Source organism: Streptomyces sp. NBRC 110028, from assembly GCF_001417735.1.
Taxonomy (GTDB): domain Bacteria; phylum Actinomycetota; class Actinomycetes; order Streptomycetales; family Streptomycetaceae; genus Streptomyces.
In genome coordinates, this window is the sequence record NZ_BBUZ01000022.1 from 715,969 (window position 1) to 737,048 (window position 21,080).

A 21,080-nucleotide genomic window follows, 5' to 3' on the forward strand; every position below is an offset into this window, starting at 1 on the left:
GGATCTTTGGTTCTCTGACGCAGCTTCCGCACGATTTGCGTCTATCTAGATGCGATTCGAGGCGGCGGGGTTCCGCCTCCGGCTCCCGTCGGGGGCGCCTCCGCGGTACGGAGGACCGGCCGCCCGACAGAAAGATAGTGATGGGTCTCACGAGCAACAACGTCGTGATCTTGGCTGTCGTCGGGGCGCTACTGCTGTTCACGGCCACGATATGGCTGTGGCCGCGGCTGGCCGGACGGGGGGTGACCGCCGTGCTCGGCCGGGTCGGCATGCTACTGGGAACCCAGGTGTCGGTGTTCGCGGCGTTCGGATTGTTCGCCAATCAGTCATTCGGTTTCTACGGCTCCTGGGCCGACCTCTTCGGGGCCGAGGACGAGGTGGGCGTGGTGGTGGACCATGACACCCCCGGCACCAGGGTGAAGGTCACCGAGACCCGCAAGCTCAACGTCTCCGGCGGCTCGTCGCCGGAGGTCGGCGGGCGCGTCGACAAGGTCACGTTCCGGGGGCCGGTCTCGCGGATCGCCGGCCCCGGCTACGTCTATCTGCCGCCGGAGTACTTCCAGCCCCGCTACGCCGAGCGCCGGTTTCCCGCCGCCCTCGTCCTGACAGGTTACCCCGGAACCACCGAAGCCCTCATCAATGGCCTGAAATACCCCCAGAAGTCTCAGAAACTGGTCAAAGAGGGGAGAATGCAGCCGACCATCCTGGTCATGATGCGGCCGACCGTGACGCCGCCGCGGGATACGGAGTGCATGGACATCCCCGGGGGGCCGCGGACCGAGACCTTCTTCACCAAGGACGTGCCGAGGGCCGTCTCCGCGCACTACCGGGTGGGCACCCGGGCCCGCAACTGGGGCGTCATCGGCAACTCCACCGGCGGCTACTGCGCCCTGAAGATGGCGATGCGCCACCCCGAGGCGTTCTCCGCCGCCGCCGGGCTGTCCCCCTTCTACAAGGCCCCCCTCGACGCGACCACGGGCGACCTCTTCGGCGGCAGCAAGCGGCTGGAGTGCGAGAACAACCTCATGTGGCGCCTGGACCAGCTGCCCGCCCCGCCGGTCTCGCTGCTGGTGAGCAGCAGCGAGCGCGGGGAGAAGAACTATGGGGCGACGATGCGGTTCGTGGCGAAAGTGCGCGAGCTGAACCGGCGGGGCGAGTCGATCCGCATCTCGTCGATCATCCTCGGCACCGGGGGCCACAACTTCAACACCTGGAAGCGCGAGGTGGCCCCCGCCCTGGAGTGGATGGGCGCCCGCCTCCAGGCCCGCTGAGAGCTGTGCCCCGGGCCCCGGGGCGCGGCTCAGGTGTCGGCGACCGTCTGGAGGTTCACGTCGCCTCGGGCGATGCCGCCGGCGTCCGCGTCGATCGAGCGGCGCAGGGCCTCGTGGAGGCGGCCAGGGGTGAGGACGCCGAGGAAGCGTTCCCCGTCCAGGACGGCGATCCACCCCGCGTCGTGCTGGAGCATCGTGCTGAACGCCTGCTTGAGCGGCGCCCCGACCGGCAGCCACGCCTCCATGCGGCGGGCGTGGTCCCGTACCGTCCCGTCCGTCCCTTCGGCCCCCTCGGCCCCCTCGGCCCCTTCGGTCCCCTCGGCCCCCTCAGCTCCTTCCGCCGCGTCGGCCGCGTCGGCCGCGTCCGCCGGGATCCAGCCGTGCAGATGGTCCGCGTCGTCCAGGACGACGGCCCACCGGGCGCCGTCCGAGGCGAGGCGGGCGGCGGCCTTGGTGAGCGGGTCGTCGAGGTGGACGACGGGGGGCTGCCAGAGGTCGCCGGGTTCGATGGGGGTCACCGAGAGCCGCTTGAGGCCCCGGTCCGCGCCGACGAAGTCGGCCACGTACGGCGAGGCGGGCGCGCCCAGGACGGCGGCCGGGGTGTCGAACTGTTCGATGCGCCCGGAGCCGTACACCGCGATGCGGTCGCCGAGCCGCACCGCTTCCTCGATGTCGTGCGTCACGAACAGCACGGTCTTCCGCACCTGTGACTGAAGGCGAAGGAATTCCGTCTGCAGATGTTCGCGTACGACCGGGTCGACGGCGCCGAAGGGTTCGTCCATCAGCAGCACCGGAGGGTCGGCCGCCAGCGCCCGCGCCACCCCGACCCGCTGCCGCTGGCCGCCGGAGAGCTGGTCCGGATAGCGGTCGGCATATACGGAAGGGTCGAGTCCGACCAGATCGAGAAGCTCGGCGGCCCGCTCCCGCCCCTTCTTCCGCTGCCACCCCAGCAGATGCGGCACGGTCGCGGTGTTCTCCAGCACGGTCTTGTGCGGGAAGAGACCGACCTGCTGAATGACGTAGCCGATGCGGCGGCGCAGCGCGACCGGATCCGTCTCGGCGATGTCCTCGCCCTCCACCAGAATCCGGCCGGAGGTCGGCTCGATGAGCCGGTTGACCATTTTCATCGTGGTGGTCTTGCCGCACCCCGAGGGCCCGACGAGCGTGACCAGCTCACCCTCCGCGACCTCGAAGGACAGGTCGTCCACGGCGGTCGTGCCGTCGGCGTAGCGCTTGGTGACATGCTCGAAACGGATCATGGCTCCCCATTGTTGCCGCATTCGTGGCAGACATTGTTGCTGTTGTGTGGCGATCGGACGAGATTGTCATCTCCCGGGGATAGGGTCACCCAGGAATTGGACGACCACGTGCCCGGGGGAGGTGAGCGTATGGCGGACCAGAACTGTCTGATCAGTAACGAATGGATTTGCGGCGAGTATGTGCGCACCCGTGGTCAGGAGCTGACGGACGCGACGCTTCAGCATGTCGGGATCACTCTCGCGTCGGTCGCGATCGGTCTTGTGATCGCCTTCCCGCTCGCGCTGCTGGCCCGCCGCCGGCAGGGCGTGGCGGGCCCGGTGCTGGGGCTGACCACGATCCTCTACACGGTGCCGTCGCTCGCGATGTTCTCGCTGCTGCTGCCCGTCTTCGGGGTGTCCCAGGCGGTCGTGATCACGGGGCTGGTGCTCTATTCGCTCACCATCCTGGTGCGCAACATCATGGCGGGCCTCGCCTCCGTGCCGGAGGACGCCAGGGAGGCCGCGCGCGGCATGGGGTACGGGCCGCTGCGGCTGCTCTTCGGCGTCGAGCTGCCGCTGGCGCTGCCCGCGCTGATGGCCGGGCTGCGCATCACCACGGTCTCCACCGTCTCGCTCACCACGGTCGGCGCGATCATCGGCTACGGCGGGCTCGGCAACCTCATCTACGAGGGCATGCACAGCTTCTTCAAGGCGCAGGTGCTCACCGCCTCGGTGCTGTGCGTGGCGCTGGCGGTCGTGGCGGATCTGCTGCTGCTCGGCGTCCAGCGGTTGCTGACGCCCTGGGCGCGTAAGAGGAGGAGGGCCTGATGGGCGTCATCGGGGAGGCGTGGGACTGGCTGGCCACCGGGTCGCACTGGTCGGGCGGGGACGGTGTGTGGCACCGGCTGGGCGAGCACCTGTTCCTGACGGTCGTCTGTCTGGCGATCGCGTGCGTGGTCGCGCTGCCGGTCGCCGTCCTGCTCGGCCACATCGGCAAGGGCGGTGCGATCGCGGTCAACATCTCCAACGCGGGCCGGGCCGTGCCCACCTTCGCCGTGCTGGTGCTGCTGCTCCTCAGCCCGCTGGGCACGCACGGCGAGTGGCCCACGATCATCGCGCTGGTGCTGTTCGCCGTCCCGCCGCTGCTCACGAACGCCTACGTCGGGGTGAGCGAGGCGGACCGTGAGGTCGTGGAGGCGGCCCGGGGCATGGGGATGACGGGCGGTCAGCTGATCCGCCGGGTGGAGCTGCCGCTCGCGTTCCCGCTGATCATGACGGGCGTGCGGACCGCCGCGGTGCAGGTGGTGGCCACCGCGACGCTGGCGGCGCTGCCCGGCGGCGGCGGGCTCGGCCGGATCATCACGGCGGGGTTCCGGCTCACCGACACCCCGCAGGTGGTGGCCGGGGCGGTGCTGGTCGCGGGGCTCGCGCTGCTCGTCGAGGGGGTGTTCGTGGTGCTGGGTCTGGTGCTGGACCCGATGCGGCGGAAGACGGGGCGGCCGGCGGCCGCGTTCCGGCGCCCGCCCGCCGACCAGGCGCCCAAGTCGCCCGCGTTGACGTCGTAAGGCTCGTCGTCGGGTCCGTCGTCACGCATGCCGTGACGTGTGCTGTGACGCGGGCGCATCGTACGTATATCTATGGATGGGGAACCCATGAGCAAGATCTTGAGAGTGGTGGGGGCGTCGGCGAGCGCCGTGGCGCTGGCGGTCGGCGCGACCGGATGCGGCGGCGACAGCCTGGAGAAGTCCGGCGGCGGCGACAGTTCCGGCAAGCCGGGCAAGGGCTCGCTGGTGATCGGGACCGCGTCCTTCGCCGAGTCGAAGATCCTCGCGGAGCTGTACGCGGGGCTGCTGGAGCACGCCGGTTACTCGACCTCCATCAAGACCGTGGACACCCGCGAACTGTATGAACCGGCCCTGGAGAAGGGCCAGATGGATGTCGTACCGGAGTACGCGGCGACGCTCGCCGAATTCCTCAACCAGAAGAAGAACGGGCCGAATGCCGAGCCCGTGGCCTCCTCCGATGTGGACGACACGGTGAAGGCGCTGAAGAAGCTCGCCGAGCCGCGCGGGCTGAAGGTGCTGGACGCCGGCAAGGCGGTCGACCAGAACGCCTTCGCGGTGAGCGGGAAGTTCGCGAAGGAGCACGACCTCAAGACGCTCTCCGATCTGGGAAAGTCCGGGCAGAAGGTCAAGCTGGCGGCGGGTGACGAATGCCCGAAGCGGCCGTTCTGCCAGCCCGGTCTGGAGAAGCGTTACGGCATCGACATCGTGGGCATCGACCCGCTCGACATCGGCAGTGTGCAGGCCAAGCAGGCGGTCAAGGACGGCAAGGACCAGATGGTCCTGACCACCACCACGGACGCCACGCTCGATCAGTTCGGCCTTGTCCTGCTCGACGACGACAAAAATCTGCAGAATGCCGACAACGTACTTCCCGTGGTGAATGCGAAGTCCGCCGGTTCATCCAAGATCGAAAACGCGCTGAACAAGCTCGGCCGCGTGCTCACCACGGCCGATCTCACCGAACTCAACAAGAAAGTTGACGCCGAGCGGCTCAAGCCCGCCGATGTCGCGGCGGACTACCTGAAGGAGAAGGGGCTCGTGAAGTAGTTTGCCAACGGATTGACAACGGATGTGGCCTGCCGACCCCCCAAAGGAGCCGTACGCACGGTAAGTTTCGGCCCATGCCACGTGGACGCCACCGCCAATCCCCACCCCTGCACAGGCTACTTCCCCCTCTGTCGGTCGCAGCCGCGTCAATAACCTGCGCCGCCGGTGCCTGGCTGGTCGGCGACACGGTTGTGATCCGTGGACTCGCCGCGACCGCGGCCACCGCCGCGGTCGTCGGCTCGGTCCTGACCCGCCGTTGGGACCGCGCGGCCGGTCGCCGGGTCGCGGAGTCCGCGAGCGAGACCGCCCGCCAGGAGATGAAGTACGAGGAGCGGATCGCGGAGCTGGAGGCGGACGCCGAGAAGGCGGCCGAGCTGCGCACCGCGCTCAACACCAGGCTGCGCGCCAAGCGGGCCGAACTCGCCCGGCTGCGCAACGAGCACGCCGAGCTGCTGCGCCGCTACGCCACGGCAGAGACCGAGCGCGCCAGCGCCCTGGAGGGGCGTCGCAGGCTCGCCCTGGAGGCCGCGACCCCGTCGAAGGCGCTGACCGCGGCGGAGTCGTCCGACGAGACCGCCGAGGCCGACGGGGACCCGGCGGACTCCGTGATCGGCGACGGCCTCGACCTCAGCGCGTACGTACGCGCCGACGAGGCGCTGAGCCGTCTCGTCGCCAGCGCGCGGCAGCAGCGGGAGCGGGCCGAAGCGGAATCGCGCGCCCTCGCGGCCGAGCAGGAGAAGGCCGACGCCGAGGCCAAGGAGCAGGAGAAAGCGGAAGCGACGGACAGCAAGGCCGGAAGAGCGGCCGCGGACCCGGACGAGGACGGTGCGGCCGTCCCGGGGAAGCGCCCGGCGGCCGACGAGCGTGACGGCCCGGACAGCTCCCCGGTGCCGCCTCCGCACGCTCGTACGGCCGCCTCCGCCGTGGTGCCGTATGCCGCGGCACGCCGGGCCGCCTCCCGGTCGGAGGGCGGCTTCGACTACTTCGGCACCCAGAAGACCCCGCCGAAGCAGCAGGAGCCCGAGCCGGAGGCCGAGGAGGACCTCGCCGACGTGATCGGCGCGGAAACCCTCGCCGAGACCCGGAAGGGCGCGGTGGGCGAGGTCATCGACCTGACCGCGCACGAGGACGAGGAGAGCGATCCCGCCGGGGCCGAGGAGCTGCGCAGCGCGATCTCCTGAAGGCGCGCCGCCGTGAGCCGCCGTAAGTAAGGCCCCGCGCCGCGTGTCGCCTTATGGGCCGATGTCGTTATGTGTCGGTGTCCTTATGGGCCGGTGTCGTTATTTGTCGATGTCGCCGACGACGAAGAACAGCGATCCCAGGATCGCCACCATGTCGGCGACGAGCGTGCCCGGCAGAAGCTCCGTGAGCGCCTGGATGTTGTTGAACGAGGCCGAGCGGAGCTTCAGCCGGTACGGCGTCTTCTCGCCCTTCGAGACGAGGTAGTAGCCGTTGAGGCCGAGCGGATTCTCGGTCCAGGCGTAGGTGTGGCCCTCGGGGGCCTTGAGCACCTTCGGCAGCCGCTGGTTGATCGGCCCCGGCGGAAGCCCGTCGAGCCGGTCCAGGCAGGCGTCGGCGAGCGCCAGGGAGTTGTGGGTCTGCTCCAGCAGGCATTCGAAGCGGGCGAGGCAGTCGCCCTCCTCGCGCACCACGACCTTCAGGGCGTCCTGGAGGTCCCCGTACGCCAGGTACGGCTCGTCGCGCCGCAGGTCGAAGTCGACGCCCGAGGCGCGGGCGATGGGGCCGCTGACCCCGTAGGCGTGCACGGCCTCCGCGGACAGGACGCCCACCCCGCGGGTGCGCCCCCGGAAGATCTCGTTGCCGAGCACGAGCCCGTCGTACACGTCCATCCGCGACCGCACCTCGGCCACGGCTGCCCGGGCCCGGCCGAGCCAGCCCGCGGGCAGGTCCTCCTTGAGCCCGCCGACCCGGTTGAACATGTAGTGCATCCGGCCGCCGGAGATCTCCTCCATCACGTGCTGCAGATCCTCGCGCTCCCGGAACGCGTGGAAGATCGGCGTGATGCCGCCCAGCTCCAGGGGGTACGACCCGAGGAACATCAGATGGTTGAGCACCCGGTTCAGCTCGGCCAGCAGCGTGCGCATCCACACGGCGCGCTCCGGGACCTCCATGCCGAGCATCCGCTCGACGGCGAGCACGACGCCCAGCTCGTTGGAGAAGGCGGACAGCCAGTCGTGGCGGTTGGCGAGCATGATGATCTGGCGGTAGTCGCGCGCCTCGAACAGCTTCTCGGCGCCGCGGTGCATGTAGCCGATCACCGGCTCCGCGTGCTGCACGCGTTCCCCGTCGACCACCAGCCGGAGCCGCAGCACGCCGTGGGTGGACGGGTGCTGCGGGCCGATGTTCAGCACCATGTCGGTGCTTTCCGCCGCGCCGCCGATGCCGACTGTCGTCTCCGTCATGGGAACAGTTTGTCTCGACACCCGCCCCGGCCAGAAACCGGGTCCGGCCCCTGGACCGGCCCGTTACGGGAGCAGCGCGTCGTACGGGACGCCCACCGGGTGGGCCAGCCACCGGAAGCCGCCCAGGCCCGCCGGGTCCAGCAACTCCGCCGCCTCGCCCGCCGCGCCCAGGGCCCGTACGTAGGCCGCCGGGTCCGTGGAGGCCAGGGCGAGCGGCGGACGGCCCGCGTCGAGGCCCAGATGGCGCAGCGCGTCCCGCTGGGCGATCAGCCGGGCGTCCGTTCCGGCCGCGCACGCGTCCAGCGCCACATGCGCCGTGAGATCGCAGGAGCCGTCCGGTACCGGTCGCACCTCCCGCCCGTCCCGGAAGCCGGTCAGCGTGCCGAAGGGCGGCCGGTCGGCGCGCTCATGGCCGTAGTCCACGGCGACCGCCAGCCCGGCCCCGACGCACCGCACCGCCTCGGCCCAGGCCGCGTCGCGCGGCCGGCCGATCTCTGCCCGCAGCCCGGGCTCGGCGCCCGCCAGCGGCCACCAGCGGTCCAGCCACGCCGCGTCCTCGCCGGTCACCTCGGCGCCGAGCCGTTCGGCGCCGTCGGCCGCCCGGACCTCGACCCGGCGCGGGACGCCCTCGGGGTCCGTCTCGGCGACGTCGACGGGGACGTTGTCCAGCCACTCGTTGGCGAACAGCAGCCCGGTGAACCCCTCCGGCACCGTCTCCCGCCACTCCACCCGCCCGTCGAGCCCGGCGGGCCGGTCCGCCCGCTCGACCGCGTACGGCCGCAGCCGCGCGGCCGGACCGTGCGGCAGGCCGGCGACCGCCGCCAGCACCCCGGTCAGCAGCTCGCCGCGCCCCGCGCCCACGTCGACCAGCGCCAGCTCCGGCGGCCGCCCCAGCGCCTCGTCCACCCGGCGCAGCAGCTCCGCGACGGCCCGCGCGTACAGCGGCGAGGCGTGCACCGAGGTGCGGAAGTGACCGGCCGGCCCCTCCGCGCGCCGGAAGAAGCCGTCCGTCCCGTACAGCGCCTGTTCGGCGGCGGCCCGCCACCCGCACCATTCCCGTTGTTCACTCGCCACGTCCCCACGCTAAAGCGGAGCGGTATCCACCTTGGGGAGTAGGGCCGGGCGGTACGGATCGCCCCTCGGGCTGACCCGCCCGGGTATCCGCACTGCCTACTCTGGGTGACGTGCAGCGCCTCTACGACTTTCTCCGCAGCCATCCGACAGGGGTGGACACCTTCTGGGGCGTCCTTCTCTTCGGCTGCGGTCTCCTGTGGCTCGTACAGGCGACCCCGGGCCATGAGCCACCGCTCGCGGCCGTGCCGATCACGCTGGCGCTGTGCGCGGCCGTCGCGCTGCGCCGCCGCGCCCCCGCGGTGATGCTGGGGCTGGTCATCGCGTGCGGCATCGCCCAACTCGCGCTGGACGTGCGGATCAACGTCGTCGACTTCGCGATGCTGGTGATCGTCTACACCGCCGCGTGCACCGCCGGGCGCCGTACCTCCCGGCTGGCCCTGGCCGCCGCGATCTGCGCACCGTCGCTCGCCACCCTCCGCTGGCCCGGCACACACGAGTCATCGGGCGAGGCCGCCGTCTCGACGGTCTTCGTCACCATCCCCTTCGTCCTGGCCTGGGTGCTCGGCGACTCGATCCGCACCCGCCGCGCCTACTACGCCCAGCTGGAGGAGCGCGCCTCCCGGCTGGAGAGGGAGCGCGAGGCGCAGTCGAAGGTCGCGGTCGCCGCCGAACGCGCCCGGATCGCGCGCGAGCTGCACGACGTCGTCGCGCACAACGTGTCGGTGATGGTCGTTCAGGCGGACGGCGCCGCGTACGTCCTGGACGCCTCCCCGGACCAGGCCCGGCAGGCGCTGGAAACGATCTCCGGAACCGGCCGCCAGGCCCTCGCCGAGATGCGGCGGCTGCTGGGCGTGCTGCGCACCGGGGAGCCGGGGGAGGCCGGCGACTACGTCCCGCAGCCGGACGTCGAGCAGATCGACGAACTGGTCGAGCAGGCCCGCGGCTCCGGGCTCCCGGTGGACTTCAAGGTCGTCGGCAGCCCGCGCCAGCTGCCCAGCGGCGTGGAGCTGACCGCGTACCGCATCGTGCAGGAAGCGCTCACCAACACCCGTAAGCACGGCGGCCCCGACGTCGGCGCCAGCGTCCGCATCACCTACTTCGACGACGGTCTCGGCCTGCTGGTCGAGGACGACGGCCGGGGCGCCCAGCGCGAGTTGTACGAGGACGGCGGCGCCGACGGCAGCGGCCACGGGCTGATCGGAATGCGCGAGCGCGTCGGCATGGTCGGTGGCACGCTCGACGCGGGCCCGCGCCCGGGCGGCGGCTTCCGCATCAGCGCGCTGCTGCCGCTGAAACCGGCGGGATGAGCCGCGGGCACCCGTCCGCGCGTACGTGGTACCGCGCGTATGCGGGGCTGCGCGTATGTGGGGAGTGCGCGTATGGGGGGAGTGCGCGTACGTGGAGCTGTGTGTACGTAGGTGGTGAGCGCCGTACGGAGCGCGCGCCGAGGAAGCCGAGGGAAGGGACCGACCGGATGTCGATCCGCGTCATGCTCGTCGATGACCAGGTGCTGCTGCGCACCGGTTTCCGTATGGTGCTCGCCGCCCAGCCCGATATGGAGGTCGTCGCCGAGGCGGGCGACGGGCTCGAGGCGCTGGAGGCGGTGCGCTCCGCCGAGGTGGATGTCGTCCTGATGGACGTCAGGATGCCGAAGCTGGACGGAGTGGAGGCGACCCGGCGCATCTGTGAGCGCGAAGGGGCGCCGCGGGTACTCATCCTGACCACCTTCGATCTGGACGAGTACGCCTTCTCCGCGCTCAAGGCGGGCGCGAGCGGCTTCATGCTCAAGGACGTGCCGCCGGGCGAACTGCTCACCGCGATCCGCGCGGTCCACAGCGGTGACGCGGTCGTCGCGCCCAGCACCACGCGCCGCCTGCTGAACCGCTTCGCGCCGATGCTCCCGGGCACGGGCGGCGGCCTCGGCTCCCGGTCCGCCACGGCGGCCCGGCCCGAGCTGGACCGGCTCACCGACCGCGAGCGCGAGGTGATGCTGCTCGTCGCCCAGGGGCTGTCGAACGGTGAGATAGCCGGCCGCCTGGTGCTGTCCGAGGCGACCGTGAAGACGCACGTGGGCCGCATCCTCACCAAGCTGGAGCTGCGGGACCGGGTGCAGGTGGTGGTGATGGCCTACGAGACGGGCCTCGTGCGGGCGGGAGGCGCCCCCCGCTGAGGGGCGCGGGGCCCGGCTACCGCAGGACGCCCTCCAGGAAGTCGCTCCCCAGCCGCGCCACCGCCGCCAACTCCAGCTGGTGCAGGACATACCGCCCGCGCCGCCGGGTCTGCAGCAGCCCGGCCTTCTTCAGGACGGCGATGTGCCGGGAGACCTCCGGGGGCGTGATGGCGTACGCCTCGGCCAGCTCACCAGTGGTGTGCGGCCCCCGGGCCAGCGCGCGGCAGATGCGCATCCGCATCGGGTGGGCCAGGGCCTCCAGCCGCTGCTGGACGAGCTGCAGGGCGGCGGGCGGGGCGAGTTCGGGCTGGGCGACCGGGTACTGGATCACCGGTTGCCAGCCCGGCGCGTGCACCAGCAGCAGATGCGGCCGGCCGAAGGTCGTCGGGATGAGGGTCAGCCCGCTCCCGGTCGCCGTCGTACGCCCCGCGGCCAGCTTGTCGACCAGGATGCGCGACCGCCCGTCCGCCCCCTCCTCGACCGACAGCGCGGCCGAGGCCGCCGCCAGCGCCTCCGCGAGCCCCTTGCGCTGCAGCAGCTCGCCCTTGTGGCGGGCGTCGGTGGCGAGCTGGACCCGCACTCGCCGCCAGGTGTCCGCGAAGAACGCCTGATCGCAGTCCTCCAGCAGCCGGCGCAGCCACACCCGCAGCCCGTCCGGGTCCACCAGCATGCGGTCCACGAAAGCCAGTTGCCGTGGCCCACGGGCCCGGGCCAGGTCCCGGATCCGGTCCCGCTCGCCCTGGTCGACCAGCGGCGACGGCGTCGGCCGGTCGTAGCTGGCGGAGCAGCTGATCTCGAAGGCGGCCGCCACGAACGCCTCGTCGTCGATCCGGTCCAGCGCGTCCAGTTCCTCGGCGAGCGTCGCCCCGGGGGCGGACGGCAGCAGCAGGTCGGAACGGGCCGTGCCCCACAGGAAGTCCGCCTCGCACAGCCGGTCGGCGAGATCGGGCTTGAGGGAGGCGGCGGTCGCGGTGGCCCAGCCGTGCAGCCCGGGGTGGTGGCCGGGCTCGTACAGCACGTGCAGCGCGGCGCCCAGTTCCGCGAGCGGGGACGGACTGAAGACGATGCGCTCGGGCGGCAGCCCGGTGATGTCCACGACATTTGCCATGCCCCTCATGGTGCGGCAGCCCGCGCCCCATCCCGACCTCGATTGACGGCGATCGTCAACCGAGGTGACGGGCGGCGGTGGGCGGTCCGACGCTCGTGTCATGTCCCTCACCCAGCAGTACGCACTCGACCTGTACCGGGCTGCCCAGCGCGGCGAGCCCGCCCCGCCCGCCCCCGGCCAGGGCGACTGGCGCGCCCTCCGGACGCTGCGCGAGTACCGCGACTTCCAGGCCGTGATCGCGGAACGCCCGGCCCGGCGCCGCCGCGGGGCCGTCCTGCGGGCGCTCCGGGCGCTCCGGGCGGCGGCGGGAACGGTCCGGGCCGTACGCACCGCCCGGCCCGTACGGCTCGTATGGCCTGTACGCACCGCACAGCCGTCGGCCACCGGGCCGCTGCGCGGGGCCGCCCCCGCCCGCCCGGCCGCGGACCCGTCCTCGTGCCCGACCACCGGCTGAGCACCGCTTGTCCGTCCCGTGCGTCCCGTGTGTCCTGTGTGTCCCGTGCGTCCTGGCCGTCCTATCCGTCCCGTCCTATCCGTCCCGTCCTATCCGTCCCGTCCGGTCCGGCCGTCCCTCCGGCTCAGGCGTCGTCGTCCGGGCCGTCCTCGGCCAGCACCGCCCGCACCCGCGTCAGGAAGGCGGCGACCGCCTCCGTCACCTCCTCCGCCGTCCAGCCCAGCGCGGGCGCGGCCACCGTCACCTCGGACATGGCCAGACCGGGCGGCCCCGGCTCCCACCAGCGCCGGAACAGCGTCGTCCGGGTCTCCTCGGCCAGCCGTATCCCCGCCTCGTCCAGCACGCGCGCCGGATATGGCAGCCACACCTGGAACTGATGGGTGTGCGGCACCTCCGGGTGCACCCGGGACCAGGCCACCCCGGCCGCCGCGAACGCCTCGCGCATCGCCCGCGCCACCACCGCCGCATGGGCCACATACGACGGCAGCCGTGGCAGTTCCCCGTCCAGACCGGCCAGGGCGGCGAGCGCCGTGGGCCACTGCTGGAACACCTGGCCGCCGTACCGGTGGCGCCATGCCACCGCCTCCGCGATCAGCGACTCCGGCCCCGCCAGCGCGGCCCCGGCCATGCCGCCGAGCGACTTGTAGAAGGACACGTACACCGTGTCCGCGAGGGCGGCGATCTCCGGAAGCCCGTGCCCGAAGCGCGTGGCGCACTCCCACAGCCGGGCCCCGTCGAAGTGGACCACCGCCTCCCGCTCACGGGCGGCCTCCACGACGGCGACCAGGTCGTCCCACTCGGGCAGCACGAAGCCCGCGTCGCGCAGCGGCAGTTCCAGGGCGAGCGTGCCGAAGGGCTCGTCCAGCTCGCGGATCTCGGCGGCGGTGGGCAGCCGTGGCTCGCTGGTCGGCCGCACCGCGCGCAGCCCGCTCACCGTCAGATACGCGTCCCGTTCGTGCACCTCCAGATGGGCCAGCGGATGGACGGCCACCACCGGATTGCCGGTGCGCCCCGCCCAGGCGCGCAGCGCGATCTGCTGGGCCATGGTGCCGGTGGGGAAGAAGGCCGCGGCCTCCATGCCGAGCAGGTCCGCGACCCGCCGCTCCAGCCTTTCCACCACCCCGTCCCCGTACCCGTCCACCCAGTCGTCGAGGGCGCCGTCGAGGCCCGGGGCGGCGGCGGTCAGGGCCGCCAGCCGCTCGCCGATCCGCTGCTCCGCCGGGCCGCGCGCGAGGGTCCGCTCGGAGCCGTGCCAGGCGGCGAGCCGGCGCGCCCGAGCCGCCTGCTCGGTCCCCTCTGCCGGAGAAGCCTCATCCGTCACGTCCACCACACCACCACATCCCCCGCATCCGCCATGTCGGCCATGTCGGCCATGATCCGATGATGACCCACGCACAGGTCACCCCCGGAGTTGTCCACAGGCGGCGGCAGGAGGCGCCGGGCGGAGTTATCCACAGGCGTGGGGACGCGCCCAGTCCCCCAGGGGCACTCGCGTAGCATGGCGGGGAATCGTCCGGTACCCCCTGAGGACTGGAACGGAAGGCCGCAGACGCGTGAACGCACATCCACTTCCCGAGCCGCGGGACCGCCCGGCCCGGCTCACCGTCGGCGTCGTCGGCGCCGGTCATGTCGGCCCGGCGCTCGCCGCCTCGCTGCGGCTGGCCGGGCACCGCCCCGTCGCCGCCTCCGGCGTCTCCGACGCCTCCGTGAGCCGGGCCGCCGCCCTGCTCCCCGAAGTCCCGATCGTCCCGCCCGCCGAGGTGCTGGCGCGGGCCGATCTGGTGCTGCTCACCGTCCCCGACGACGCCCTGCCCGAGCTGGTCGCGGGCCTCGCCGAGACCGGCGCGGTGCGCCCCGGCCAGTTGCTGGCGCACACCTCCGGCCGTTACGGCACCGGCGTGCTGGAGCCCGCCCTGCGGGCCGGTGCGCTGCCGCTCGCCCTGCACCCCGTGATGACCTTCACCGGCACCCCGGTCGACGTCCAGCGGCTCGCGGGCTGCTCCTTCGGCGTCACCGCCCCCGAGGAGCTGCGGCTCGCGGCCGAGGCGCTGGTCATCGAGATGGGCGGCGAGCCCGAGTGGGTCGCGGAGGAGTCCCGTCCGCTGTATCACGCGGCCCTCGCCATCGGCGCCAACCACCTGGTCACCCTGGTAGCCCAGGCCATGGAGCTGCTGCGCGCCTCCGGGGTCGAGGCGCCCGACCGGATGCTCGGCCCGCTGCTCGGCGCCGCCCTGGACAACTCGCTGCGCAGCGGCGACGCCGCGCTCACCGGCCCGGTCGCGCGCGGCGACGCGGGCACGGTCGCCGTGCATGTCCAGGAGCTGCGGCGGCACGCGCCGCAGACCGTCGCCGGATATCTCGCGATGGCCCGGGCCACGGCGGACCGGGCGCTCGCGCACGGCACACTCAAGCCGGAGCTGGCGGAGAACCTGCTGGGCGTTCTGTCGGATGTCTCGGATGCCCGGGGCCGGGGAGGAGCGGGATCATGAGCCCGAAGCTGTGGACCAAGCCGAGACCCGGTGAGCCGGACGTCGAGCTGTTCGCGCGCCGCGCGGACTTCGACGCGGCGCTGGCGCACTTCGCCGCGCCGGGGCGTACGGCCGTCGTCATGACCATGGGCGCGCTGCACGACGGGCACGCCTCGCTGATCCGCGCCGCGCGCGACCGGGTCGGCGCCAAGGGCCTCGTCACCGTCACCGTCTTCGTCAACCCGCTGCAGTTCGGCGCGGGCGAGGACCTGGACCGCTATCCGCGCACGCTCGACGCCGACCTGGAGGTCGCGGCCGCCGCCGGCGCGGACATCGTCTTCGCCCCCTCGGCCGAGGAGGTGTACGGCGGCGGCGAGCCGCGGATACGGATGGCCGCCGGGGCCATGGGCGAGGGGTACGAGGGCGCCTCCCGGCCCGGCCACTTCGACGGGGTGCTCACCGTCGTCGCCAAGCTGCTCCACCTCACCCGCCCGGACTTCGCCTTCTTCGGCGAGAAGGACGCGCAGCAGCTGGTGCTGGTCCGCCGGATGGTGCGGGACCTGGACTTCCCGGTGGAGATCGTCGGCGTCCCCACGGTCCGGGAGGGCGACGGGCTCGCCCTCTCCAGCCGTAACCGCTATCTGTCGGCGCCGGAGCGGGACACCGCGCTGGCCCTGTCCCGGGCGCTGTTCGCGGGGCGTGACGCGGGGCTGCTGGCGGCGCGGGCCGCCGGGGGCACCGGAGGCGGTGATACGGACGGCCTCGTCCGGGTCGCCTCGCCCGGCGCGGTGCGGGCCGCGGCGCGCGCGGTGCTGGAGGAGGCGGCCCTCCTCGAACCACCGCTCGCCCTCGACTACCTGGACCTGATCGACCCGGTGGGCTTCACCGAGGCGCCCGACGACCACACCGGCGAGGCCGTCCTGGCCGTCGCCGCCAAGGTCGGCTCCACGCGGCTGATCGACAACATCCGGCTGCGGTTCGGAGCGGACGCGTGAGCGGGCCGATGACCGCGCCGTCCGCCGCCATGACCCCGTCCGCCGCGCTGCGCGCCCCCGCGCCGGGCTGGGCCACCGAGGCCGATGTCGTGGTCGTGGGCTCGGGCGTCGCGGGCCTGACCGTGGCGCTGCGCTGCGCCGCCGCCGGGGCGAAGGTCACCGTCGTCACCAAGGCCCGCCTCGACGACGGCTCCACGCGCTGGGCCCAGGGCGGCATAGCCGCCGCCCTCGGCGAGGGCGACACCCCCGAGCAGCATCTCGACGACACGCTCGTCGCGGGCGCCGGGCTGTGCGACGAGCGGGCCGTGCGGATGCTGGTCACCGAGGGCCCCGGCGCGGTCCACCGCCTCATCGGCACCGGCGCCCGCTTCGACGCCGACGACGACACCGGCGAGATCCTGCTGACCCGCGAGGGCGGCCACCACCGCCACCGCATCGCCCACGCGGGCGGCGACGCGACCGGCGCGGAGATCTCCCGCGCCCTGGTCGACGCGGTGCGCGCGGCCGGGATCGACACCGTCGAGAACGCCCTCGTGCTCGACCTCCTCAAGGACGCCTCCGGCCGCGCCGCGGGCGTCACCCTGCACGTCATGGGCGAGGGCGCGCGGGACGGCGTGGGCGCGGTCCACGCGGGCGCCGTCGTCCTCGCGACCGGCGGCATGGGCCAGGTCTTCTCCGCCACCACCAACCCCGCCGTCTCCACGGGCGACGGCGTCGCCCTCGCGCTGCGCGCCGGGGCGGAGGTGAGCGATCTGGAGTTCGTCCAGTTCCACCCCACCGTGCTGTGGCTCGGCCCGGAGGCCGAGGGGCAGCAGCCGCTGGTCTCCGAGGCGGTGCGGGGCGAGGGCGCCCACCTGGTGGACGCGGACGGCGTGCGCTTCATGGTGGGGCAGCACGAGCTGGCCGAGCTGGCGCCCCGCGACATCGTCGCCAAGGGCATCACGCGGCGGATGCGGGAGCAGGGCACCGAGCACATGTACCTGGACGCCCGCCACTTCGGCGCCCGGATGTGGGAGCACCGCTTCCCGACCATCCTGGCCGCCTGCCGGTCCCACGGCATCGACCCGGTCACCCAGCCGATCCCGGTGGCCCCCGCCGCGCACTACGCCAGCGGCGGGGTGTGGACGGACCTGCGGGGGCGGACCACGGTGCCGGGGCTGTACGCGTGCGGGGAGACGGCCTGCACGGGCGTGCACGGCGCGAACCGGCTGGCGTCCAACTCGCTGCTGGAGGGCCTGGTCTTCGCCGAGCGCATCGCGGCGGACATCGCCGAGCGCGACCCGGCGGACATCGCCGGCCCGACCCGCACACCGGGCCCCGCACCCCGGGACGCGGCCGCCCCCGAGGCGGGGCAGGGCGGGGGAGGGCCCCTGCTCGCCCCCGAGGCCCGGTACGCCGTCCAGCGCATCATGACCGCCGGCGCCGGAGTCCTCCGCTCCGCGACGAGCCTCGCCCACGCCGCCGGGCAGCTGGACCGCGTCCGGGACGACGCCGTCGAGACGCTGCGCCGCGACGGCAAGACGGCCGAGCCCGGCGTCGAGACCTGGGAGGCGACGAACCTCCTCCTCGTGGCCCGGGTCCTGGTGGCCGCCGCGCTCCGGCGCGAGGAGACCCGCGGCTGCCACTGGCGGGAGGACCGCCCCGACCGGGACGACGCGGCCTGGCGGCGGCACCTCCTGGTCACCCTCGGCCCCGACGGCTCGCTCGACGTCCGTACGACGGACTCCGCGGCGTTCCCCTCACCCACCACCCGATCCGAGACGGAGTCCCACCCGTGAGCAGCATCTCCGACGACCGCCAGCAGAGTCCCCCGCAGCCCGTGGCCCTTCCGCTGCTCCAGATCGGCGGCCCGGGCGGCGGCGAGGGTGGCGGCTGCGGCAGCGCCTGCGGCTGTGGCACCGACGACGACGGGGCGTACGGGCTCGACCCGATGGAGTGCGGCCTCGACCCCGACCTGGCCCAGCTGCTGGACGAGGCCGGGCTCGACCCCGTCCAGGTCGAGGACATCGCGCACATGGCGATCGAGGAGGACCTCGACCAGGGCGTGGACGTGACGACCGTCGCCACCGTCCCCGAGGACGCCTTCGCCACCGGCGACTTCACGGCACGTGAGGCGGGCACCGTGGCCGGGCTGCGGATCGCCGAGGCGGTCCTGTCCGTCGTCTGTACGGACGAGTTCGAGGTCGAGCGGCACGTGGAGGACGGCGACCGGGTCGAGCCCGGCCAGAAGCTGCTGAGCGTCCGCACCCGCACCCGCGACCTGCTCACCGGCGAGCGCAGCGCGCTCAACCTGCTGTGCCGTCTCTCCGGCATCGCGACCGCGACCCGCGCCTGGGCCGACGCCCTGGAGGGCACGAAGACGAAGGTCCGCGACACCCGGAAGACGACGCCGGGGCTGCGCGCGCTGGAGAAGTACGCGGTGCGCTGCGGCGGCGGCGTCAACCACCGCATGTCGCTGTCGGACGCGGCGCTCGTCAAGGACAACCACGTGGTCGCGGCGGGCGGCGTGGCGCAGGCGTTCCGCGCCGTACGGGACGAGTTCCCGGACCTGCCGATCGAGGTGGAGGTCGACACCCTGGACCAGATCCCGCCGGTCCTTCAGGCGGGCGCCGATCTGATCCTGCTGGACAACTTCACCCCGGAGCGCACCCGCGAGGCGGTCGCACTGGTCGCGGGCCGGGCCGCGCTGGAGTCCTCGGGCCGGCTGACCCTGGCCAACGCCCGTACGTACGCCGAGACGGGCGTCGACTACCTGGCGGTCGGCGCGCTCACCCACTCGTCCCCGATCCTCGACATCGGCCTGGACCTGCGCGACGCGGGGTGACTGAACCATGCTGCTGACCATCGCCCCGCCCGTCGCCCCAGAACCCGCCCTCTGCCGTGAGTCCGACCGGAAGGGGTGTCGCCCATGCTGCTGACCATCGACGTGGGGAACACGCATACCGTCCTCGGCCTCTTCGACGGGGAGGAGATCGTCGAGCACTGGCGGATCTCCACCGACGCCCGCCGCACCGCCGACGAACTGGCCGTGCTGCTGCAGGGCCTGATGGGGATGCATCCGCTGCTCGGCGAGGAGCTGGGCGACGGCATCGAGGGCATCTCGATCTGCTCCACCGTCCCCTCCGTCCTGCACGAACTGCGCGAGGTCACCCGCCGCTACTACGGCGATGTGCCGTCCGTGCTGGTGGAACCGGGCGTGAAGACCGGCGTGCCGATCCTGATGGACAACCCGAAGGAGGTCGGCGCCGACCGGATCATCAACGCCCTGGCCGCCGTCGAGCTGTACGAGGGCCCGTGCGTGGTCGTCGACTTCGGCACCGCGACCACCTTCGACGCGGTCAGCTCGCGCGGCGAGTACGTGGGCGGGGTGATCGCGCCCGGTATCGAGATCTCGGTCGAGGCGCTGGGCGTGCGCGGCGCGCAGCTGCGCAAGATCGAGCTGGCCCGGCCGCGCAGCGTGATCGGCAAGAACACGGTCGAGGCCATGCAGTCCGGCATCCTGTACGGCTTCGCGGGCCAGGTCGACGGGATCGTCCGGCGCATGGCGCGCGAGCTGGCCGAGGACCCCGAGGACGTGACGGTGATCGCCACCGGCGGTTTGGCCCCGATGGTGCTGGGTGAGGCCTCGGTGATCGACGAGCATGAGCCCTGGCTCACCCTGATCGGGCTGCGGCTGGTCTACGAGCGCAACGTCGCGCGCGGCTGATCGGCGCGATCGGGCCGTTCGGCGCCCGATCGCGCCGAAAACACCGTTCACCTGCGAACTCGGCGGTATTGGCGGCATTACGAAACGAATTCCGGCCGGTGTTCATCGCGGTGTTCATCGCCGTGTTCCTCGCACGGTTCATCGCGCTGTTCATTCGGCGGGGCGGCGCCGAGGGCACTCCACCGACTGCCGAGGCGCAGTCGAGGAATGCCGTCCCGTCGAATTCGGGATCGACAAGCGGAACCCGCCCGGCCGCCCCCCGAGCCCGTCCGCCCGGTCTCCGGACCGGCTCCGGACGGGCCCCGCCGCCGCGGCGGACCGCGACCCGGCTCCCACCGCCGAATGGCCGCCCCCGCAACGCGCCGCACCGCCCGCCGCTCAGCGAAATTTGTCCGCTTAGCACTTAAAGTCCTCCCATGCCCACGCCCTATGGATCCCGCGGCGGTATGGCGTTCAGTGCGGATGAGCTGCGTGTGCTCCGACGCGCCCTCGCCATCGCCCTCCAACCCGAACCCGTCACTCCCCCCGGCCCCCTCGGCCCGGACCGGGCGGAGGAGGTCCAGGACTGTTTCCGGCTCGCCGAGGCCGTGGACGAGGCGGTCCGCGAGGGCGGGCGGCTGCGAGCGTTCCTGCTCGACGAGCTGGCCCGCTACCGCGCCGCCCTCCCCGGTGCCGCCGTCGGCTATCTGGAGCAGCTCGAGGGCGCCCTGGCCGCCGGTTACGAGCCGCTCCCGGAGGATCTGGCAGCGCTGCGGACGCTGTGCCGGGACGCCGCGTCGGACGGCGAGGCCGAGCGCCGCCGCGCGCTGCTGAGCCACTGCGAGCGCCTGGCCGAGCGCTGCGTACGCGCCCGGCTCGCGACGCCTGCCGTGCCCCCCGCGCCGGCCCGCTCCCGCCTCCCGGAGGCCCGGCTGCGCGCCCTGCCGGGCGGCGTCGGAGCCGCGCGGGGAGCAGTCGTGCCCCAGGGAGTGCCCGAGCCGCTGCTGAAGGACGAGGAGCCGAAGCAGGAGCCGCGCAAGAAGCCCACCCCCGCCCCCGACCGCGGCGACCGCGAGGAGCCGAAGCGGCGGGAGCCGGGCCGTGGCACCCCGCGGCGCCCGCAGCGGCCGGTGCCGACGCCCGCCGAGGTCTTCCCGCCCAAGCGCCGCCGCCCCTCCCCGCCGCCGGACCACGAGTCCCGCCTCGGCCCCGGCCCGAGTCCCGGCGTCCGGCGCGGCGTCCGGCCCGGCGCGGGGGTCGACGCGGGCGCCGCGTAATCTGGGGGCATCGAGCAAAAGGAGGCCGATAGCCATGGATTACGTCTCCGCGCTGGTTCCGCCCCTGGTGATGGCCGTGGCCTTCACCTTTCTGATCGTGACGATGATCAAGAGCCAGGGTGGCGCCAACAAGGCGAAGGAGGACCACCTCGTGGACGCGGCGCTCGCCCGCGCCGAGGCGGACCGCAAGGCACCGGCCGGTCAGGCGCCGGTCGGCGACGCGTCCTGACACCGGCCCCACACCGCCCCCGCTTCACCGCCACGCCCCGGGATGCGCCCGCATCCCGGGGCGTGCGGCCTTTCGG

20 protein-coding genes are annotated in these 21,080 nt (G+C 73.2%); 15 read left to right on the forward strand and 5 right to left on the reverse strand.

Going from position 1 to position 21,080, the window contains the following annotated elements; all coding sequences use genetic code 11:
- Nucleotides 1-140 precede the first annotated feature (140 nt).
- Nucleotides 141-1,271 (forward strand): esterase family protein, encoded by a 1,131-nt coding sequence (locus ASC60_RS03365; protein ID WP_055546446.1) that lies wholly within the window; start codon nucleotides 141-143, stop codon nucleotides 1,269-1,271.
- A gap of 29 nt (nucleotides 1,272-1,300) precedes the next feature.
- Here the strand turns inward: ASC60_RS03365 and ASC60_RS03370 are convergent, their stop codons facing one another.
- Nucleotides 1,301-2,530: an ABC transporter ATP-binding protein gene (locus ASC60_RS03370; RefSeq protein WP_055546448.1), complete on the reverse strand. Its 1,230-nt coding sequence runs from the start codon at nucleotides 2,528-2,530 to the stop codon at nucleotides 1,301-1,303.
- A gap of 129 nt (nucleotides 2,531-2,659) precedes the next feature.
- Here ASC60_RS03370 and ASC60_RS03375 point away from each other — a divergent pair, with 129 nt between their 5' ends.
- From ASC60_RS03375 to ASC60_RS03390, 4 genes are all read left to right on the forward strand, one after another.
- Nucleotides 2,660-3,337, forward strand: coding sequence for an ABC transporter permease (locus ASC60_RS03375; protein WP_055546450.1), 678 nt, complete (start codon nucleotides 2,660-2,662; stop codon nucleotides 3,335-3,337).
- Nucleotides 3,337-4,074, forward strand: a complete 738-nt coding sequence (locus ASC60_RS03380; RefSeq protein ID WP_055546452.1) for an ABC transporter permease — start codon at nucleotides 3,337-3,339, stop codon at nucleotides 4,072-4,074. Before ASC60_RS03375 ends, ASC60_RS03380 begins: the two co-directional genes overlap by 1 nt.
- Before the next feature lie 87 nt (nucleotides 4,075-4,161).
- Complete coding sequence (locus ASC60_RS03385) at nucleotides 4,162-5,121, forward strand: ABC transporter substrate-binding protein (RefSeq protein ID WP_055546454.1); 960 nt, start codon at nucleotides 4,162-4,164, stop codon at nucleotides 5,119-5,121.
- Nucleotides 5,122-5,195: 74 nt separating this feature from the next.
- Nucleotides 5,196-6,302 (forward strand): hypothetical protein, encoded by a 1,107-nt coding sequence (locus ASC60_RS03390; RefSeq protein WP_079038125.1) that lies wholly within the window; start codon nucleotides 5,196-5,198, stop codon nucleotides 6,300-6,302.
- Between the two features lie 99 nt (nucleotides 6,303-6,401).
- On the opposite strand, the gene ASC60_RS03395 is transcribed toward ASC60_RS03390, so the two are convergent.
- Entirely contained in the window at nucleotides 6,402-7,544 is a 1,143-nt protein-coding gene (locus ASC60_RS03395; RefSeq protein ID WP_055546458.1) for an NADH-quinone oxidoreductase subunit D, read from the reverse strand.
- A gap of 63 nt (nucleotides 7,545-7,607) precedes the next feature.
- Nucleotides 7,608-8,618, reverse strand: coding sequence for an SAM-dependent methyltransferase (locus tag ASC60_RS03400; RefSeq protein ID WP_055546460.1), 1,011 nt, complete (start codon nucleotides 8,616-8,618; stop codon nucleotides 7,608-7,610).
- 110 nt (nucleotides 8,619-8,728) lie between these two features.
- On the opposite strand from ASC60_RS03400, the gene ASC60_RS03405 reads away from it, so the two are divergent.
- Entirely contained in the window at nucleotides 8,729-9,925 is a 1,197-nt protein-coding gene (locus ASC60_RS03405) for a sensor histidine kinase (protein ID WP_055546462.1), read from the forward strand.
- A 167-nt stretch (nucleotides 9,926-10,092) separates the two neighbouring features.
- Nucleotides 10,093-10,788, forward strand: a complete 696-nt coding sequence (locus ASC60_RS03410) for a response regulator transcription factor (protein ID WP_055546464.1) — start codon at nucleotides 10,093-10,095, stop codon at nucleotides 10,786-10,788.
- A gap of 16 nt (nucleotides 10,789-10,804) precedes the next feature.
- On the opposite strand, the gene ASC60_RS03415 is transcribed toward ASC60_RS03410, so the two are convergent.
- Entirely contained in the window at nucleotides 10,805-11,896 is a 1,092-nt protein-coding gene (locus ASC60_RS03415) for a DUF5937 family protein (RefSeq protein WP_055546466.1), read from the reverse strand.
- Nucleotides 11,897-11,996: 100 nt separating this feature from the next.
- Here ASC60_RS03415 and ASC60_RS03420 point away from each other — a divergent pair, with 100 nt between their 5' ends.
- On the forward strand, nucleotides 11,997-12,350 hold the full coding sequence (locus tag ASC60_RS03420) for a hypothetical protein (RefSeq protein WP_055546468.1): 354 nt from the start codon (nucleotides 11,997-11,999) through the stop codon (nucleotides 12,348-12,350).
- A gap of 124 nt (nucleotides 12,351-12,474) precedes the next feature.
- On the opposite strand, the gene ASC60_RS03425 is transcribed toward ASC60_RS03420, so the two are convergent.
- Nucleotides 12,475-13,677, reverse strand: coding sequence for a low specificity L-threonine aldolase (locus ASC60_RS03425; RefSeq protein ID WP_234356757.1), 1,203 nt, complete (start codon nucleotides 13,675-13,677; stop codon nucleotides 12,475-12,477).
- A gap of 226 nt (nucleotides 13,678-13,903) precedes the next feature.
- On the opposite strand from ASC60_RS03425, the gene ASC60_RS03435 reads away from it, so the two are divergent.
- From ASC60_RS03435 to ASC60_RS03465, 7 genes are all read left to right on the forward strand, one after another.
- On the forward strand, nucleotides 13,904-14,839 hold the full coding sequence (locus tag ASC60_RS03435) for a Rossmann-like and DUF2520 domain-containing protein (RefSeq protein WP_055546472.1): 936 nt from the start codon (nucleotides 13,904-13,906) through the stop codon (nucleotides 14,837-14,839).
- Nucleotides 14,836-15,813, forward strand: coding sequence for a pantoate--beta-alanine ligase (gene panC, locus ASC60_RS03440; RefSeq protein ID WP_055546474.1), 978 nt, complete (start codon nucleotides 14,836-14,838; stop codon nucleotides 15,811-15,813). Before ASC60_RS03435 ends, panC begins: the two co-directional genes overlap by 4 nt.
- 8 nt (nucleotides 15,814-15,821) lie before the next feature.
- A complete protein-coding gene (locus tag ASC60_RS03445) occupies nucleotides 15,822-17,591 on the forward strand; it encodes an L-aspartate oxidase (RefSeq protein WP_370592865.1) in 1,770 nt (589 codons plus the stop codon).
- The gene (gene nadC, locus ASC60_RS03450; protein ID WP_199830852.1) at nucleotides 17,588-18,637 is read left to right on the forward strand and encodes a carboxylating nicotinate-nucleotide diphosphorylase; all 1,050 of its coding nucleotides are present in this window, start codon (nucleotides 17,588-17,590) and stop codon (nucleotides 18,635-18,637) included. Before ASC60_RS03445 ends, nadC begins: the two co-directional genes overlap by 4 nt.
- An 84-nt stretch (nucleotides 18,638-18,721) precedes the next feature.
- The gene (locus ASC60_RS03455; protein WP_055546476.1) at nucleotides 18,722-19,519 is read left to right on the forward strand and encodes a type III pantothenate kinase; all 798 of its coding nucleotides are present in this window, start codon (nucleotides 18,722-18,724) and stop codon (nucleotides 19,517-19,519) included.
- 416 nt (nucleotides 19,520-19,935) lie between these two features.
- Nucleotides 19,936-20,775, forward strand: a complete 840-nt coding sequence (locus ASC60_RS03460) for a hypothetical protein (protein ID WP_234356758.1) — start codon at nucleotides 19,936-19,938, stop codon at nucleotides 20,773-20,775.
- Nucleotides 20,776-20,809: 34 nt separating this feature from the next.
- A complete protein-coding gene (locus ASC60_RS03465) occupies nucleotides 20,810-21,004 on the forward strand; it encodes a hypothetical protein (RefSeq protein WP_055546478.1) in 195 nt (64 codons plus the stop codon).
- Nucleotides 21,005-21,080: the final 76 nt, after the last annotated feature.